Genomic DNA, 17,657 nt, shown 5'->3' with positions numbered 1-17,657 from the left:
TGTACGAAACGGACTAGTATCCACATTTAATGCCCGCCTCGTCGGGGAATTTAACACAAACATGGCGCCAAAGCCGCGCCACTTTCAGGGGAGAGAATTGATGTTCAGTGGCCTTGCTTCGCGGCGCGCGATCGCCGCCTGTCTGATTGCGTGCGCGACGCCCGCCTTTGCGCAGGATGCGGCTCCCGCCCAATCAGAGCCGGGCAGCACCGCCGACCTCGAGGCTCAGGGCCTGGAGGAGATCGTCGTCACCGCCCAGAAGCGCTCCGAATCCCTGCAGAAGACGCCGATCTCGATCATGGCGATGACGTCTGCCGACATCGAGAAGAAGGGCATCGTCGACATCACCGATCTGCGCTCGCAGGTGCCCAGCCTCCAGGTCACACCGCATCCGAACAGCGCCACAACCGCGCGCGTCTTCATCCGCGGCGTCGGCAACAATGACGATCAGATCACCGTCGATCCCAGCGTCGCCGTCTATCTCGACGGCATATATTTCGCGCGCGGCCAGGGCCTTTCGGCCGAGATCGCCGAGATCGAGCGGATCGAGGTGCTGCGCGGTCCGCAGGGCTCGCTCTACGGCCGCAACGCGACCGGTGGCGCGATCAACTACATCACCAAGGCACCGGACCTTGGCGAATTCTCGGCCAAGCAGACCTTCACCGTCGGCAATTATGATCAGTTCCGCACCCGCACCCGCATCAACGTGCCGGCAGGTGACAAGCTGGCGGTGGAGCTTGCCTATCTCCACAGCGAGAAGGACGGCTTCGTCGACAATCTTGGCACTGGCGTCGCCAGGTTCGGCGATCAGCGACGCGACGCCTATCGCGCCGCCCTGCTGTGGGAGCCGATCGACACTGTCCAGATCCGCTACACTTATGATCGTTCCGACATCAATGACACGCCGGCCTTCCTGGTCGCGGCGCCCTTCTATCCGGCCGTCGCCGACCGCCCGACCGAAGGGTCGCCTGCGGTCCGGAACCTGCTCCGCAACGATGTCACCACGCAGGGTCATAACCTGACGGCGAGTTGGGAAGTGGCGGACAACGTCACCATCAAGTCCCTGACCGGCTATCGCAAGCTTTCGAACCAAACCCATCAGAATTACCTGACCGGCGTCGTCGGCCCATTCCCGGTGTTCCTGACCAACTTCGACCAGAAGCAGGATCAGTGGAGCGAGGAACTGCAGGTCATCGGTTCCGCGTTCGAGGATCAGGTCGAATATGTGTTCGGCGCCTACTGGTTCGATGAAAAGGCTGACAGCCAGGATCTCACCGTCCCAACCGGCCGCTCGTCGCTCGATCGCACGGCCACCGTGCACAACACCGCCTATGCGCTCTACGGCCAGGCAACCTTCCGCCCGAATTTCGCTGAGGGCCTCTACGTCACGGGCGGGCTGCGCTGGTCGCGCGACGAGCGCAAGGCGACGCTCGAACAGACGGTGCTGCCGGTCGGCGGCGGCTCGATCGTGCTGGCGCCGGGCGAAGGCGATAATGATTTCGAGGATGTCAGCCCCAGCCTGATCCTGGGCTACAATGTCACGCCCGAAGTCAACGTCTACGCCAAATATGCCAAGGGCTATAAGACAGGCGGTTACAACCTGCGCGCCAGTACCATCGAGCGGTTCGAGGAGGGCTTCGGCCCCGAGACGCTGGATTCGTTCGAGATCGGCATCAAGTCGAGCTGGCTCAACAATCGCCTGCGTGCGAACCTCGCGGTCTTCCGGTCGAACTACAAGGACATCCAGACCAACGTCCAGACGGACGAAACCAACCCGGCCATCACCGACGTGTTCAACGCCGGCAAGGCACGCATCCAGGGCATCGAGCTGGACCTTACGGCCAAGCCCACGCAGAGCCTGACCTTCTCCGCGAACTACGCTTATCTTGACGCCAAGTTCGAGAAGATCGTCGATCCGATCAGCGGCGCCGACATCACCTCGCGCTTCACCTTCGTCGAAGCGCCAAAGCACACGCTGACGACCAGCGCGGAATATCACTTCCCCGAAATGTCGATCGGCCAGCTGAGCGCGAGCGTCGATTATTTCATGCAGAGCAAGAAATCGACGTCGACCGCCGATCCGCGTTACATCATCGGCGATTACGGCCTGCTCAATGCCCGCCTCACCTTGTCCGACATTCCCGTCGGCTTCGGCAACTGGCGCCTGTCCGCCTTCGGCAAGAACCTGACGGACAAGGAATATTATGTCGCCCACTTCAACGGCGGCCTGCCCGCGGCGATCTTCGGCGAGCCGCGCACCTACGGCCTCGAGCTGACGTTCGAATATTGATGTCAACCGGCGCGGCGGCCTGGCTGGATCGGGCCGCCCGCCGACCGTTGCGATTTAGGATCTTCAGGAAAACAGGAACGCAGGAAGCTCATCTGCTTCCATGTTCGCAAAGGCGGCGGAGCGGGGGCGTTGTGGTCGCGAGCATGGCTCCGCCGCCAATCCGCGCGCAAGTACGTACCGCCAATAAACGCGGCAGCCGATGACAGCAGGAACACCATCGCAGCCAAAACGTGTGAAACCGAGCCTGCACGCTGCGTCGAAATGGGCTCCCAATATTTATGACCGCCTGCATGTCGTTCCGCTGTTAGGCAAGTTCTCACAGATCCATCCGGACATGCTCGTCGACATCAATCTCAGCGACAGGCTTGTCGATATTGCCGGCGGGTAGGCCGACGTCGCCCTTCGCTTCGGCCCGCTCGCGGACAGCACCCTGACGGCGCGCAAGCTGGGCAAGCGTGGCCGGTTGGTTCCGCTGCTCGAGAAATTCAACCGCGGCGATATCGAAGCGGTCAGCGCCGTCTTCGTGGGCGGCGGCGACCTGCCTGCGCGCGCGCGTCTTCGTCGATTTTCTTGTCAAGCCTTGGTCAGGCCCCTTTGCTGCAGTAATCGCCGGATGATGCCGCGATCGCAGCAGGGCGCCTCAATCCGGCGCGCAAAGGCCTTGTCTCCACATGAAATCTAGCACGAGCACTGCATCAGCAGGCTAGGTGCAGCGCAACTGCAGGCAAAGCCCACCTTCGCAAAGTGCCAGGCGGGGTGATAGTTTGCGCAGCATAAAGCGTGGACAAGCGTGCTGGCCGATCACCGGCGTGGCTGCGCCCGGGTTCAACGATAATCGACAATTTTAGGTCAGGAAAAGAATTTGCCCATAACATCCCGTGCCGCGATCGCGCTCGCGCCGAACCAGCCGCTCATCATCGACAAGGTGAAGGTCGATGCTCCGGGGGAAGGCGAAGTCCTGGTCGAAATCAAGGCAACCGGCCTTTGCCATACCGACCTGACGGCGCTTTCGGGCAAGATGGGGTCACTGATCCATTTTCCGGGCGTTCCCGGCCATGAAGCGGGCGGCGTCGTTGTCGAAGTCGGCCCCGGCCTCACCGGGCTCGAAGTCGGGGATCACGTCATCCCTTATATCTGTTCGGAATGCGGCGAGTGCGACTTCTGCCACTCGCCAAAAACCAATCTCTGCGCGGAAATGTTCACCGGCCACGACCTCAAGACGCGCGCCGAATATGAAGGCACCCGGCTACACTCCTTCCATGACCTCGGCACATTCTCGAATTTCGGGGTCTATCGCGAGATCAGTCTCGCCAAAGTCCGCAAGGATGCTCCCTTCGAGCAGATCGCCTATCTCGGATGCGGAGCCACCACGGGACTTGGCGCCGCGCTGATCGAAACGCAGATCGAGGCCGGGTCGACCGTGCTGGTGATCGGCATGGGCGGCATCGGCTTGAGCGTGATCCAGGGTGCCCGGATCAGCGGCGCCAGCCGCATCATCGCGGTCGATACCAATCCGGCACGAGAGGCCATTGCCGGCAAGATGGGGGCGACCGAATTCGTCAACCCGAAGACGCTCGACAAGGAGCTTGGCCCCTACATCGTCGGGATCACGGGGGCGGGCGCCGACTATGTATTCGAATGCGTGGGGACGATCGCGACCATCCAGCAGGCGTTTGCCGCCACCCACTTTGCCTGGGGCGTCTGCACCGTCGTCGGCCTGCCGCCGGACGGCGAACAGCTGACGATCCCGCCGGCCGATCTCCTGTTCGGCAAGACGCTGAAAGGATCGTCCATCGGCGGCGCCAAATGTCGCACGGGCCTGCCGGTTCTGGTCGACCGCTTGATGAAAGGCGATTTCGATCTGGAAAGCCTGATTACGAACAAGATCTCGCTCGATCGGATCTCGGATGGGTTCGAGATGATGAAGCGCGGAGAAGGCATTCGCACCATCGTGATGTTCTGAACCTTCAAATAGTCCATTCAAATCGGAATTTCGCCTGAGCGGCGCACAATATCTGGAGTTTACATCATGAACGAGCCCGCCATCGATATCACCAAATATGGCAACAAGGATTATGTTCGTGCCGTGCACGGCACGCAATTTCCTGACATGCCGCAATATGCAGATTTCATTGCTGCGGCAGGTGAGGAAGTGCCATGGACTGCCGCCGAGCGCGGGACGCATCGGCCGAACAATAAGCCGCTCGCTTATGACTATTACCTTGATGCCAAATATGTGCCGGAAGAGATCGAGAAGATCTGGAAGAAGAAGTGGCAGGTGGCCTGCCGCGAGGAAGATATTCCTGCAGTCGGCGACCGCGTATCCTATGACGTCGGCCCCCTCTCCTTCCTGATCGTTCGTTCCGGCGAGAACGAATTTAAGGCATTCTGGAACAGCTGCCGGCATCGCGCGCGCCGTCTGTGTAGCGACACTCCCCAGTCCGGCGACATGATCCAGTGCCCGTTCCATGCCTGGAGCTATGACCTGAGCGGCCGGCTGACCTGGGTTCCGCGCTGGGAGGAATTCGATCAGGCGACGCCCAAGAATTACAGCCTTCGCCCCGTCCAATGCGACACCTGGGGCGGCAACGTCTTCATCAATCCCGATCTGGAGGCCGGCCCGCTTTCAGAGGCGCTGGGCATCATGCCCCAGCATTTCCTCGATTGCCCGCAGGAAGATCGCTACACCGCGATCCGCATCAAGAAGAAGGTCAAGATCAACTGGAAGTCGGGTCTGGAGGCTTTCCTCGAAGGCTATCACGTCCTCACCACCCACCCGAGCGGCATGCCGATCTTTGGATCGACCTATACCCAGACCGATTGCTGGGAGGACGACAAGGCATCTGTCAGCCGCCTGATCACGCCAGCGCTGATCCCCGATGGATGGGTCAAGGATGACATCTCACCGCGCACGTCGCTGGAGTTGTTCTGCAACACCTACGGCCTTCCCGTCCCCCCCGAAGGCGTCGGCAACACGATCGCCGAAGCGCGCGCCTATGCCGCCGAGAAGACCATCGAGTTGCACGGGGCCGAGGCCGGTGTCGACTTTACCGGTCGCTCGATCTCGTACCTGGTCGACATGCATCAATGGTATGCATTCCCGGCATTCTTCCCCTGGTGGGGCGAGGGCTTGTCCTGGTGGTATAATTTCACTCCGCTGGGTGAAAGCCCGGACGAATGCGTGATGGAAATCCGCTGGCTGCGCCCCCTCGTCAAGGGAGCGGCTCACCCCAAGTTGCCGGAAACCCACTGGATCGAGTTCGATGAACAGGGGCGCGACTTTCCGGCGACCGGCCAGGTTGGCTACATCATGGACGAGGATATGGAGAATATGGAGGAGGTGCATCGGGGCATGAAGGCCGCCGATCCCGCCGTGGCCCGTCCGATCCTGGCGAGCGAGCAGGAAATCCGCGTCCGCCATTTCCACGAGGCCTACATCAAGGCGATGGGCATTCAGGACTAAGCCTTTTCGGGCAGTTTTCTCTGGACCGACTACCGGCTCGATCGACCTTCCGATCGGGCCGGTTTCGTGTGCTGTTCCGCTGTTGAATGGGGAAGTTGGCGCTGTCGCAAGCATCTAGTGCGTCGTTCGCACCGCCCGCGGAGCCAAATATACTGAGCGCGGGCGCGGCTGCAATCTCAAGTTTCGAGCAGCATCTGACGCACTACCGGAAGTAAGGCCGCGCAGGCATCTTCGTGCATTTCCGCCGAAGGATAATAAATGTTCCGGGTCTGATGCATATCGACATACTCCTTCCCCAGCGCGGCAAAGGAAATGTCGTGAATCGCTTGCCCGGTATGGCGATTGTATAGCTGCTGCCCCATCCCGCGATCGCTCAGACACTCGACATAGAAGTCGCATAAGCCGGCAGCGGCCCGGGCGGCTTTACCATCGACATAATGCGGAAAATCACCGGACAGTCCGTCGATAAAATGGCTCTCGTCCTTGCCCTGGGCGCGACGCAGGGCCTGCTCACGGATTGCATCCATGTCGATCTCGTAGTCGGCCTTCCGTCGCGAAAACCAGAAGAAGATCACCGGAACGGTGAGTTGGTCGATCAGGGCCTTGGTCGTTGCGACCCAATTTCTGCGGACCTCCTCGACGCGCTGCATCGCCTTCTCGGGTTCCTCGTCGATGATACGCTGCCAGGCGACTGCCGACGTGACGCTATCGCCCCTGACCCTGTCGCGGACGAACTCGACATAGCCGTCCGCTTCGAACCGCCCATTGCTTTCATGCCGCGCCGCCATGGCCTGGAGAATGACGAAGCGGCCGCGGTTCATGGCTTCGATCAGCGAAGGATATTGAAGATAGAAACCAGGGCCGGTGCCTCCGACAGCGAGATTGAGTGCCGGCATTCCGAGAGATCGCGAGAGCAGATCGGGGAAGGGATGTTCATAATAGCAACCATAGGTCTGGGCAGCGCCCAGACAGGTGAAGAACGACCCTTCCGGCGCTGCGAAGGGGTCAAAGCCAGGACCGCGAAACTTCACGTCGCAATCGCGGACCTGAAATTCGCGATAGTCGACGATGTCGGCGTCTCGGGTCTGGTAGTCGGGATACCATCGCTGCATCGGCCTCTCAGTCCCTTTCCCGTTCGATCTGATATCGCTCGACATAATCGGCGAACATGGGTTCGAGCGCCGCACGCGACAGGCCGTAATCCTCGAGCCGATAACGATGGGCGCCGTGGGTGTTTCGCACCGCCTCATGCTCGATCAGCGCACGCTCCATCCGATGGGCGATGTCGGGCGGCAAATCCCTTTCGATAAACGCGTAAAGCCTATGGATCGCGGCCATCGGATCGGAAACGAAGGCCGTGTAATGGAGATCAAGAAACGGCACGTCGGCATGATTGTCGCGAGCCTTCAACATGCGCTCGGCCGAGAGCGCCACTAGTTTCGCCGTCTGGTATCCGATCGCTACCCGATCCACTGTCCTGTTCTGCTGGGCCATGATCTGGTCCACCAGGCTGCAGCTAGACCCGACAGGTTTGATGGGGTCGCGATGCGTGAACACGAACCGCGCATCCGGATAGACCTTGAGGATCGCCTCGACGACCAAGGCGTGCGAGGGCAGCTTGAGTGTCCACCAGCCAGGAGCTTGCGACTGCAGGACCTGGAGCACCCGGCGATGGTAGCGATAGGCCTCGACCATGTCCGCTTCATGGACAAGCCATTCGAAATAGTTGGGCACGTGCGTCTGCACGAGCCAGGGATAGGCCTTGAAGTCCTGCCCGAGCGTCCAGATGCACTCTGTCGGTTCGTCGCCGAGCTCCACATGATGGTTGCGCGGCAAGGCGCCACTATCGAGCATGGCCTCCACCTCCGCCACGCGCAGCGCGATGCGCGGATCGTCGTGAAGGCGCGCCCGCTCGACGGGCGGGATCTCGCGGTTGCCCTCCCAGTGCCAGAAGACCCGCCTGCGCGGATCTAAGCACAGCATGTTGAAAAGGAGGGTTGTGCCGGCGCGCGGCATGCCAAGGATGAAAAGCGGTCGCTCAACCGGCTGCCGCCCGATTTCGGGATGGCGAGCATGCCAGTCCTCCACGCGCAGACGGGCGACAAGCGTGGCCACGACGAACTGGGTGATCTGGTCACGCGCGCCGTCCTTCAGGGTCGCGGAGGCCGCGATGTCGTCCAGCAATATCGGCAAGGTCGGACGGAGACCTTCGAGGAAGCTGGCATCGATACCAGCTTCCCCAGTTGCCCGTTCGACGAGCGCGTCCGCGTCGAGCACCATCGACTTCAGCGCAGCGGGATGATGTTGACCGGGACGGCGCTCATGTGCGGCATCGCGTTCACCGCCTCGAAATGGCGATCATTGTCGATGAGCGCATTGACCGCAGTGCCCGTGACGGCGGGATCCTCGTTGCTTCCCGGCAAGCCGCCCCAGGCATGGGCGATCGAAACAACGCCCGGCTTGATCGTCGCATCCTCGTCGGCAATCGCGACGACCCGGCCAAAGGCCGAAACGATCTCGACCCGGTCCCCCGCTGCAACGCCAAGCGCGGCAAGATCATCGGGATGGAGAAACGCGGGGTTGTAAGGGGTGCGCTTTCGTACCGTTCTCACGAAGCGGCCGTTGCTGTTGAACAGGTCGCGCATACGGCGCGTGGACAGGAGGTGAGTGAACGCCTGCCCATCGCGCATGAATCGCCCAGGCGCGCCGTCCGTCGCGAGGAACCGGTCCAATTCCTCCTGAACGTCGTCTGGCATGAGATCGAACCAGCCGGTCGCGTCCGGACGCGGAGGCAGCACGACTTGGTCGCCGATATCCGCGAACAGGCCGTGGGGATGGTCCCTGAGTTCATCGAGGGTGACCGGTGCGCCGTGCATGACCAGTTCGATGAGTTCGTCGGTTGATGGCACTCTGTCCGTATCGAGCGGCCTGACACCGTTATAGACAATCGTCTTGCCGAGGTTCTTGGCCACCTTCCAGAAGATGTACCAATCGTCGACCAGGTCCGACCCTTCCGGTGCGGGCACGATCGGCGGCGTATACTGGACCCAGCCGCCAGGCCAGCAAGCATAGCCTGGAAGGTTCATCGGAAGATCGGCCCGCTCATATTGCATGAAAGGCGGGAGAATATAGTGGGCGAAACTTGTCGTCGGCGTGGGCCAGGGATCGATAGAGACCAGCAGTTCAAGATCCGCCATCGCCCGCGCGGCCTTGCGCTGATCGGGAAAGGAGGTCAGCGGATCACCACCATCGACGAACAGGACACGGATGCGCCCCTTGCCAGGCGTCAGGATTTCATCGGACAAGGTGCCGCTCGGGCGCTCGCCATAGAGCAGGCGCGTTCCGCGGATCCGGCTCGCGCCGCCCGCTTCCCAGGCGCGCGACGGAGGATAGGCCTCGGCATGGACCGGGCCGTTCATGCCCATCCCGTTGATCCGATGGACGGGTTCGCCGGCACGCAGGAATCGACCACAGATCACGTTGATGCAGTCGGCAAGATGCTGGGTAAGGTTGGAGAAAGGTGCCATTGAGGGGCCGGTGGCGACGGTCACGCTCCCAACCTTGCTGTCGCGCGCGAACAGTTCGGCGACGGCGCGAATTTGCCCAGGCTCAAGCCCGGCCCGCGCTTCCACGACGTCGGGTGTCAGCGGATCGACCGCCCTGCGCAGCGCATCGAGCCGCTCCGCCCCGACATAGGTTTCGCAGAACTCCGCGTCTTCCCAACCGTCCTCAAGGATCACCCGGAGGATGCCGCCTGCAATCGCCGCGTCCTGACCGGGGAAAGGCTGCAGAACGAGGTCGGCGTTGCGTGCCGTCTCGGTCATCCGCGGATCGATGACGATCAGCTTCAGGCCATTGGCGCGCGCGCGCTTCAACCGCTTGACGGGGTCGTTCTGTAGGAAGCCGAGCGAACCGTGGGAGACCAGCGGGTTGGCGCCGAACAGCAGCGCCACCTCCATCTTGTCAAAATCGGGAAAGCCCGCGCCCCACGCGCCCAAGCGGCCGGCCGATACATATTTGGCCGACTGATCGATCGTCAGCGTCGAGAAATACTGGTCCGATCCGAAAGCTTCGAGGAAGCCCTTGTGCATGAAATAATATTATTATGTCGCATCGACCGACGTGCCGTTCACCGGCGGCGCGGCCGGCGGATCGGTTGGCGTCCTCGCCGATCGCTATGCCTCGGTCAGCCGCGGTCGCGAGCTCATGTTGCGGGCAAGCTACCACTTCAAACAATAGGTCAGTGAAAAGGAGGGGCGCCCGCGCGCTCCTCCTAACCGGAGAGAGTCATGGCAAGTTCTGCGGAAAAGATTACGGCGATTTTCGAAAAGGAGCAGCATGACGCCAAGGTAACCAAGGCGACAGAAGTTCCCACTTCCTATGACTCGATCACCGACGCATGGCTGACCGACGTGATCTGCGACAGCACGCCAGATGCTGCCGTGGTCGCCCATCGCCTTGACGCCCGCGATGATGGCTCCTCAAATCGCCGCCGCATCTTCATTGATTATAACGAGGCTGGCCAGCGTGCCGGCCTCCCCACCACGGTTTTCTGCAAGGCTGCGGAGACGCTGAACAACAGGCTCGTTCTCGGCATTTCCGGTGCGGCCCAGACCGAAGTCAATTTCTACAATCTCGTCCGGCCCCGCCTGGGCATCGAGGCCCCGGTCAACGTCTATTCGCGTTTCGACCCCGACAGCTATGCCTCGCTGATCATGCTCCAGGATCTCGGCGGCAAGGTCGAATTCTGCGACGATCGAACGGTGATCGATTGGGACCGCGCGACCAGCCAGGCGACCACGCTGGCTCGCCTCCATTCGCCCTTCTACCAGAGCCCCGAACTCGGCTCCGCGACGCTGCCCTTCCGGACCTGGTTCAAATGGTGGCGCGACATGATGACGGCGTCGCCCCAGTTTGCCGAAAGCTGCGACATCGCCTTTGGCGATTCCGAAGCGCTGATGCCGGCCCGACTGTTCAAGCGCCGCGCCGAGATCTGGCCGGCGACGGACCTCTCCATCGCGCGCCACGAGGTGCTGCCGCACACCCTGATCCACTGCGATGTGCACCTCAAGAACTGGTATGTGACGCCCGAAAATGTGATGGGCCTGAGCGACTGGCAGATCATCTCGGTGGGCCACTGGTCGCGCGATTTCGTCTACACGATGACGACCGCGCTCACGATCGAGGATCGCCGCAAGTGGGAGAAGGATCTTCTCCGCTTCTATCTCGACAAGATGGAGGAATTCGGGGTTCCCAAGGTCTCCGAGGACGAGGCGTGGAAGAATCTCCGCCAGCAGCTCATGACCGCGCTCGCCTTCTGGACGATCACGCTCCACCCGGCGCCGGGAATGCCCGACATGCAGCCGGAGCGGACCACCCACGAATTCCTCCGGCGCCTTTATGCCGCCATCGACGATCATGATGCGCTCGACAGTTTCGATTGACGGAGACCTGGCATGGCGAACGGCCTGAGTGCGACCTGCATCGCGCTACTGGCGTTCGCCATCGCTCCCGCCGCCCCCGCGGACGAAATTGTCTACCCTGCCCTGCAAGAGCCAAGACATCGGCCGGTTCTCCACGACGACCGGTTCGACGTTTATGATGTTCAGCTTTCCGGTGGCGAGCAGAGCTTCTACCACAGGCATGAGCGCGACCAGCTCGGCATCGTGATGTCGACCTCGACAAGTTACAATCAGCAGCTTGGCGGAGCGGAGATCCGGACGACTGCGGACCGCGGCACCATCTCCTACATCCCGCACTCGACGCTGGGCGGCTACACGCACCGCGTCCGCATCGAGCCGGGTAATCAGTTTCGCGTCATCGGCATCGAATTCGCCAAATCCGCCGGCGCGCAAGGCAAGCGCCTGGTTCTGCTCCCTGGACAATCGCGGCTCGCCTTCCCGCAAGGCACTATCGCCAGGGTGGAAATCCCGCCGCGGAGTAACCTGGCTGTGGAGGGCGACCTCCTCGTCGCAATGTCTTCCGGCTCGCTTGCCGGCAGGGGCTCGCGCTGGGACTTCAGTCCGGGCGACGTGAAGCCGATTAGCCCCCGACCCGATCGCCTTGAAAATCCTGGTCCCGACACGGTCGCAATATTGGTGCTGAGGTTGGCGCCCGAGGCGGGCGAGGCTCAAGATCAACGGGCGTAGGAACGCAACGCACAGACTTTCTGGAGGAAATAATGAGCGGCACTCCCGACCCGAAACAACTGGTGCTCGACTATTTCGCCTGCTGCGATACCGAGGGGATGCGCATCGCCTTCGATCGCTATCTCCACCCCGATGTCATCAAGTGCGACACCGGTCTTGGCGCCAATCTCGGCCTGGAAATGGTGCAGGTGGGGCTCGATGCCTATCTCGAGATGTTCGACCGCCCCTATGTTCATTGCGACATCAAGAATATCGCGGCATCCGGCAACGTCGTGTTCGCCGAACGGGTCGAGACGAACTACAACCGCGAAACCGGTGACAAATTCGTCGGCGAGCTTGCCTCGGTGATGGTGATCGAAGGCGACAAGATCATCCGCTGGTCGGATTATTATGACAGCTCGGAATATAAATATGGCCGGGCCATGCCGCGCACGCCTTCGATCAAGAAACTGATGAAGATGCTCGGCGGATTGAAGGAGAAGGGCATCAACATCCGCTCGCGCCTCTGGGATTTTGCCGACGAAAGATATTTCGGAAGTTCGTCGCAATAGATCAGGCGCACATTTCCCTCATCGAGCCCGTGGACCACGACAGACTATGGATGCCACCGGTCCGCAAAGTCTTTATTTCCAGCGGAAGAGTCTATTTCGTCGGACAAACTGGGACGCGAGCCATGCCTGGGTTCAATCCTGGCGAGGCTGACTGTAAAGCCGCATCGTTCGGCCGTATCCAAGGTGAACTCCTGGTATCTGCCAAATAGCCCACCCAGATGTTGGTCGATTTCGGCCTGAGTATAATCCAGGGAGTGAAGGGATCTGTGTCCTTCACGGGCCGCACGTTCCATCGCCGCAACGCCGTCACCCACGTTGAAGAACACGTTCATTAAGCCTTCTCCATGCGTAGCCAGAAACGCGGACACAGCGCTGTCTTCTTCCCGACCGGCAAGAGGCGCGCACAGCTCGATCCCGGCATCCCATGCGATGGATACACTTATGCCGAAGGGCTCTCCGGTCCAGTGGGCATCCACAAAAGTCGCGCCCAGAAGGTCGTGATATCTTTGCTTTGCACTTTCCAGATCGCGCACGGCAATCATGATGCGGTTCACTCCCTTGACGCCCACCGACCTCTCCCCTCCAAATATTTGCGATACTGATCATTTTTAATGAAGAGCACGCCCCGTAGCGCTACCCTTGGTTCCCCACGGTCACAGGGTTCGCGCCACTGTCGCAGCACTCCGCATGGCGCCTTCGACGAAGCCGATGCCCCCGGCATCGCCAATGATATGCGGAGTGAACCCACCCGCCCGGAACGCCTCGGCCAGCCGATCATCGCTGCCCGCACCCTTGGCCACGAGCACGTTATCGGCCCGCCACTCGAGGTTGGCGCCTTCGACGGATTCGGCGCGGACGGCATCCTTGCCGATTTGGATGTTGCGAACGGACGGGTGGAAATTGACTCCGGCGTCTCTCAACTCATCCAGAATGCGCCATCGGCGAACTACCTGGAGTCCTCGCCCGAACTTCGCCGCCTCATCGATGATCGTGACGCGACGCCCCCGATGGGCCAGAAACTCCGCGAGTTCGAGCCCGACCAGATCGCCGCCAACGATGACGATCTCGTCGCCGAGTGGCATCCAGGTCTTCGTGGCTGCACGAACCACCGATGGGAGGGCCGTGGCGCCGGTGGCGGAGGCAAGCTTCGCCGCCGCCCGTGCTGACCATCCAAGCTTCTTGCGCCCCGGTGCAGGCGCTTCGCCCAGCATCAGGCGCCTGAGATCGTCGCCGTTGAGCACATGCGGCAGATCGTCGCCGGGAAGCCGACAGAGATCGCGGCGGGCGCCGCTCGCGACCACAATCTCGTCGATGCCCAGCGCGCGGACCGTCTCCACGGTCGCTTCCGTGTTCAGGCGGGCATCGATGTCCGCAGCCTCGACTTCACGGATAAGCCAATCGAGCAGACGCTCATTGGGGTCGTAGGCGATCGAGGCGAACCGCAACGTGCCGCCAAGCACCGCTGCTCGCTCGAATAGAGTGACCCTATGGCCCCTCAGGCGCAACCGGCGCGCAGCCTCAAGCCCTGCCGGCCCACCGCCGATCACTGCGACATGTTTGGGGTTGGCTGTCGGTTCCAGCCATGCGTCCTGCTCGAAAGCGGTTTCAGGATTGACCGCGCAGCGCACCGAGTCTCCGAGATAGATCGCGCTGATGCAGGTGTAGCAATAGATGCAGGGCAATATGCTCTCGGCTCGTCCATTGGCGACTTTGGCGGGGAGACTGGGGTCCGCCAGCATCTTCCGCCCCATGGCGAGGAAATCGGCCTCACCACGAGCGATGATACTCTCCGCGACCGCCGGCTCGATCCGGCCCGATACGATCACCGGCACCGATACCGCCGCCTTGATGGCTGCGGCTTTCGGTATGTTGAGGCCAGGCTCATGAGGAGTGTGAGAGCCCGAGTGAAGCGCGCCCCGCGACGTTTCGTGATTGGCGGTGACGGTGATCGCCTGGGCCCCGGCGGCCTCGGCAAGTCTCGCCGTCTCGAGCGCGTGGTGGAGCCGGATACCGCCTTCGCGTTCATATTCCTCGGTGTCGATCTTGCACCAGACGGCGATTTCCGGTCCCGCGCCTTCCCGCACCGCGCGAATGATCTCGACGAGCAGCCGCGCCCGGTTCGCGACACTGCCACCATATTCGTCGTCGCGCCGATTGGTGGCGGGGGAAAGAAAGGACGAGATGATGTAGCCATGGCCGGCATGGATCTCGATCCCGTCGACGCCGGCCTCTCGGGCACGCGTTGCCGCCGCGCCGAACATCGCCACAAGCTCGGCGATATCCGCACGGGTCATCACCTTGTACCGGACATCACTGAGCTGGAAGAACGGCGCGACGGCCGCTTCCTCCTCCAGAAATCCCGCCATCATGTCCCCGTCGATCATGACGGGCAGCGAGGGCGTCCATGCCGGCCGGCCCGCCAGCATGTCCTCCATCGCGACCAGGCCACCGAAATGGAGCTGAACCGCAAATCGCGATCCGTGCGCCTGGACGGCCCGGGCAAGCTGCGCCAGGCCGGCAATATGCCGGTCCTCGGACAAAGCCGGTTGGCCCTTCATGTTTGAACCGATCGGCCAGCCGACGCCCACGACGCCCAGCGTGACTAGGCCGATGCCGCCTTCGGCCTGCCGGCTGTGAAAGGCCCGCAGGCGCTCGCCACATGTCCCATCGGCTTCGGCAAGGCCAGCCCCCATCGCCGTCAGCAGCATGCGGTTGGGCAGGACCATCGGCCCGATCCGGCCGCTCGACGTCAAATGATCGTAACGAGGTGCAGCCATTAGAACTTCACCCGCAGATCGATGCCATAGGTTCGGGGCTCCGCGTAGCTGACGGTGGCGAAACCCAGAGAACCAAAGTCAACGCCGCCGAGGAGGTAGTTCTCATCGGTGATGTTCTTGCCCCAGAGCGAAATTTCGGCCGTGCCGCTGCCGAGTTTCAGCTGCGAAAGCGTCACACGCGCATCAAGCCGCCCGACGCCGTCGTCCGCGATCACATCGTTGAATGGGTTCAGCAGCGTTCCCGCATGCCAATACATGCTGCTTCGGTAGGAATAATCGAGGCGCGCAGCGAGCTGTCCGAAGGCGAAGGGATCAAAGCGATATTCCAGCCCAAGGTTTGCCGTCGTGTCGGGCGAATAGATGAAATGGGCATCATCGGCGATGTCGACGATCTGGTCGGTCAGCGGATTGCGAATCTCGAATTTCTTGTAGTCGCGATGCGTGTACCCGACGTTGCCGGTCAGGATGATGTTGTCGGTGACGAGCGCCGTGAACTCGGCTTCGACGCCATTGTAATGGGCGTTGCCGGCGTTGACGGTGATGCCGACCGAGCCACCGGATCCGGCCAGGAACTGGCCTACCTGCACATCCTTGTGAACGGCATGGAACAGCGCGACATTGAACCGCAGGCGGCGATCGAAAAGCTCCGTCTTCAGCCCGATTTCGTAAGAAGTCAGATCCTCCGGATCGAACCCCTCGTTGATCGAGCGCGCATTGAAGCCGCCCGCTTTGTATCCGGTTGCGACTCGCGCATAGGCCATGATGTCGTTGGGCCACTGATAATCGAGCGTGAGTGCCCAATTGAAATTGTCGAAGCTGCGATCGAGATTGCGCGCCGTGGGGAGCGTCTGATCGAGATGCTTGTCGTCCCAGGTGTAGCGAGCGCCTGCGGTCAGATTGAGCCGATCCGCCAAGGGTGTCGTGATCTGACCGAACACGGCCTTCGACCGCGACTTGTGGCGATAGATGAAATTGCTCGCCAGATTAACGCCGAAGGAATCCACGCTCACCGTCGGCGTGACCGGGATAGGCGTCGGCGACGGAACGATGAAGGTCAGGAAAGTCGGATTTTCTTCGTGCGCGACCTCTTCGAAATAGAAGGCGCCGAGCACGAATTCGGTCCGATCACCGATCTTGCCGAGCAGATTGAATTCCTGGGTCCATTGGTCCTGATCGCGCTCGAAGGTGAGATGGAACAGGCTGATCGGCTGGACGCCGAGCGGGATGAAAGGGCCGCCCGCGAACAATATCGGATCGACGACGAACCCGACCAGTCCGCCGTTGCCGTCCTGATCGTTGACGACCGAATTGTCCCATTTGCGATAACCGGTCAGCGAACGCAGTGTCAGATTGTCGCCCAGGTCGATCTCGGCAGTGAGCGCGTGTCCCTGGACCTTATCGCGAATGGGGCCATCATGATCGAGGATCAGACGATCGATCCGGTTGCGCGATATCTGGGGCGCGTTCCCGCCCAGCGCGGATGACGCGTTGATGTACGCCGCAATATCCGGGCGCGCGACCGCCAGCTGGTTCTGATTGGCGACGCTCCGCCGGTCATTATAGTCGTAAGTGTAATTCAGGCGCAGCGGGCCGCCCTGATCATAGGCGACCGATAGCCGGAAGGCGTCGACGTTATAGGCGCCCGGATCAGCGCTGTCCTTGGCAAGCACATTGTCGGCATAGCCGTCGCGCTGCTTGTGCAGATAGGTGAACTGTGCGCGAATGCCGCTGTCGCCAAGCGTGCCTGTGTTGAGACTTGTCTTGGCCTGGATGTAATCGAAGCGCCCGTAACTCAGCCATTGTTCGATGCCGAAATCGGCCGTCGGCTTCTTGGAAATCAGGTTTACCGCACCGCCAATGGTGTTGCGGCCGTACAGCGTGCCTTGCGGCCCCCGCAGCACTTCGATCCGCTCGAGGTCGACAAGATCGAAGACGGCGCCGGAGCTCCGTCCGAGAACGATGCCATCGACATAAAGGCCGACGGGCGAATCCACCGTCAGGATCGTCTCGCTCTCGCCAATGCCACGGATGAAGAGTGCGATATTCGATGTCGAAGCGCCGGTCGTCGTGATGCTGAGGTTGGGCGCAATCGCCGTAAGGCTGGAAACATCGGTGATGCCGCGCTTGTCGATCGTGTCGGCCGTGACCGCGCTCACGGCCAGCGGTGTGTCCTGCAAGTTCTCGGTGCGCTTCTGCGCCGTGACGACGATGTCTTCGAGCGACACATTCTGTGCGGTTTCCTGCGCATGTGCGGTGCCGCAAAACAGACACGCACTCCCGGCAAGCAGCCAAGCGCTCCTGGTCATTTTCCTCTCCCCCTTCATTCTTGTTGAGCAAACCTACGGGGACAGAATCCGGCAGAGGGGGGCATAAGCGTGCGAATTAGGGGGTATTATCGCGCAGTTCGGCTATTGTCGGATCAAACCC

General features: G+C 61.5%; 12 protein-coding genes and 1 pseudogene. 7 read left to right on the top strand and 6 right to left on the bottom strand.

The features are described 5' to 3' along the window. Positions 1-100 precede the first annotated feature (100 nt). The 4 genes and pseudogenes from ACFB49_RS03385 to ACFB49_RS03370 all read left to right on the top strand — a co-directional run bounded on the left by ACFB49_RS03385 (position 101) and on the right by ACFB49_RS03370 (position 5,753). Positions 101-2,290 (top strand): TonB-dependent receptor, encoded by a 2,190-nt coding sequence (locus ACFB49_RS03385; protein ID WP_380875946.1) that lies wholly within the window; start codon positions 101-103, stop codon positions 2,288-2,290. Between the two features lie 277 nt (positions 2,291-2,567). After that, a pseudogene (locus ACFB49_RS03380) lies at positions 2,568-2,907 on the top strand (LysR substrate-binding domain-containing protein); the annotation flags it as partial. Between the two features lie 245 nt (positions 2,908-3,152). Beyond that, the gene (locus ACFB49_RS03375; protein ID WP_380875944.1) at positions 3,153-4,253 is read left to right on the top strand and encodes a zinc-binding dehydrogenase; all 1,101 of its coding nucleotides are present in this window, start codon (positions 3,153-3,155) and stop codon (positions 4,251-4,253) included. 66 nt (positions 4,254-4,319) lie between these two features. After that, complete coding sequence (locus ACFB49_RS03370) at positions 4,320-5,753, top strand: SRPBCC family protein (protein ID WP_380875942.1); 1,434 nt, start codon at positions 4,320-4,322, stop codon at positions 5,751-5,753. 176 nt (positions 5,754-5,929) lie between these two features. On the opposite strand, the gene ACFB49_RS03365 is transcribed toward ACFB49_RS03370, so the two are convergent. The 3 genes from ACFB49_RS03365 to ACFB49_RS03355 form a co-directional block, all read right to left on the bottom strand. After that, entirely contained in the window at positions 5,930-6,910 is a 981-nt protein-coding gene (locus ACFB49_RS03365) for a DUF6473 family protein (RefSeq protein WP_380875940.1), read from the bottom strand. Continuing rightward, a complete protein-coding gene (locus tag ACFB49_RS03360) occupies positions 6,873-7,937 on the bottom strand; it encodes a sulfotransferase family protein (protein ID WP_380875938.1) in 1,065 nt (354 codons plus the stop codon). The genes ACFB49_RS03365 and ACFB49_RS03360 overlap by 38 nt, the downstream gene beginning before the upstream one ends. 101 nt (positions 7,938-8,038) lie before the next feature. After that, positions 8,039-9,844: a molybdopterin-dependent oxidoreductase gene (locus ACFB49_RS03355; RefSeq protein WP_380875936.1), complete on the bottom strand. Its 1,806-nt coding sequence runs from the start codon at positions 9,842-9,844 to the stop codon at positions 8,039-8,041. Between the two features lie 198 nt (positions 9,845-10,042). Between ACFB49_RS03355 and ACFB49_RS03350 the strand changes: the two genes are divergently transcribed. The 3 genes from ACFB49_RS03350 to ACFB49_RS03340 are packed head-to-tail and all read left to right on the top strand — an operon-like array spanning position 10,043 to position 12,453. Continuing rightward, positions 10,043-11,197: a phosphotransferase gene (locus ACFB49_RS03350; RefSeq protein ID WP_380875934.1), complete on the top strand. Its 1,155-nt coding sequence runs from the start codon at positions 10,043-10,045 to the stop codon at positions 11,195-11,197. Between the two features lie 12 nt (positions 11,198-11,209). Further along, on the top strand, positions 11,210-11,902 hold the full coding sequence (locus tag ACFB49_RS03345; RefSeq protein WP_380875931.1) for a hypothetical protein: 693 nt from the start codon (positions 11,210-11,212) through the stop codon (positions 11,900-11,902). 32 nt (positions 11,903-11,934) lie between these two features. Next, the gene (locus tag ACFB49_RS03340) at positions 11,935-12,453 is read left to right on the top strand and encodes a nuclear transport factor 2 family protein (protein ID WP_380875929.1); all 519 of its coding nucleotides are present in this window, start codon (positions 11,935-11,937) and stop codon (positions 12,451-12,453) included. A gap of 44 nt (positions 12,454-12,497) precedes the next feature. On the opposite strand, the gene ACFB49_RS03335 is transcribed toward ACFB49_RS03340, so the two are convergent. The 3 genes from ACFB49_RS03335 to ACFB49_RS03325 form a co-directional block, all read right to left on the bottom strand. Beyond that, positions 12,498-13,022 carry a VOC family protein gene (locus tag ACFB49_RS03335; RefSeq protein ID WP_380875927.1) on the bottom strand — a complete coding sequence of 175 codons (525 nt, stop codon included), beginning with the start codon at positions 13,020-13,022 and terminating at the stop codon, positions 12,498-12,500. 84 nt (positions 13,023-13,106) lie between these two features. Next, on the bottom strand, positions 13,107-15,230 hold the full coding sequence (locus ACFB49_RS03330) for an FAD-dependent oxidoreductase (protein WP_380875924.1): 2,124 nt from the start codon (positions 15,228-15,230) through the stop codon (positions 13,107-13,109). Further along, positions 15,230-17,536, bottom strand: a complete 2,307-nt coding sequence (locus ACFB49_RS03325; protein WP_380875922.1) for a TonB-dependent receptor — start codon at positions 17,534-17,536, stop codon at positions 15,230-15,232. Before ACFB49_RS03325 ends, ACFB49_RS03330 begins: the two co-directional genes overlap by 1 nt. Positions 17,537-17,657: the final 121 nt, after the last annotated feature.

Source organism: Sphingomonas sp. DBB INV C78 (assembly GCF_042693015.1).
In the GTDB taxonomy this organism is placed as follows: domain Bacteria; phylum Pseudomonadota; class Alphaproteobacteria; order Sphingomonadales; family Sphingomonadaceae; genus Sphingomonas_E.
This window is presented reverse-complemented; position numbering and strand designations above follow the sequence as displayed.

Coding starts and splice junctions, on each gene's coding strand:
- ACFB49_RS03330 (WP_380875924.1), bottom strand. CDS start 15,230: ATGGCTGCACCTCGTTACGATCATTTGACGTCGAGCGGCCGGATCGGG.
- ACFB49_RS03355 (WP_380875936.1), bottom strand. CDS start 9,844: ATGCACAAGGGCTTCCTCGAAGCTTTCGGATCGGACCAGTATTTCTCG.
- ACFB49_RS03365 (WP_380875940.1), bottom strand. CDS start 6,910: ATGTCGAGCGATATCAGATCGAACGGGAAAGGGACTGAGAGGCCGATG.
- ACFB49_RS03325 (WP_380875922.1), bottom strand. CDS start 17,536: ATGACCAGGAGCGCTTGGCTGCTTGCCGGGAGTGCGTGTCTGTTTTGC.
- ACFB49_RS03350 (WP_380875934.1), top strand. CDS start 10,043: ATGGCAAGTTCTGCGGAAAAGATTACGGCGATTTTCGAAAAGGAGCAG.
- ACFB49_RS03340 (WP_380875929.1), top strand. CDS start 11,935: ATGAGCGGCACTCCCGACCCGAAACAACTGGTGCTCGACTATTTCGCC.
- ACFB49_RS03385 (WP_380875946.1), top strand. CDS start 101: ATGTTCAGTGGCCTTGCTTCGCGGCGCGCGATCGCCGCCTGTCTGATT.
- ACFB49_RS03370 (WP_380875942.1), top strand. CDS start 4,320: ATGAACGAGCCCGCCATCGATATCACCAAATATGGCAACAAGGATTAT.
- ACFB49_RS03345 (WP_380875931.1), top strand. CDS start 11,210: ATGGCGAACGGCCTGAGTGCGACCTGCATCGCGCTACTGGCGTTCGCC.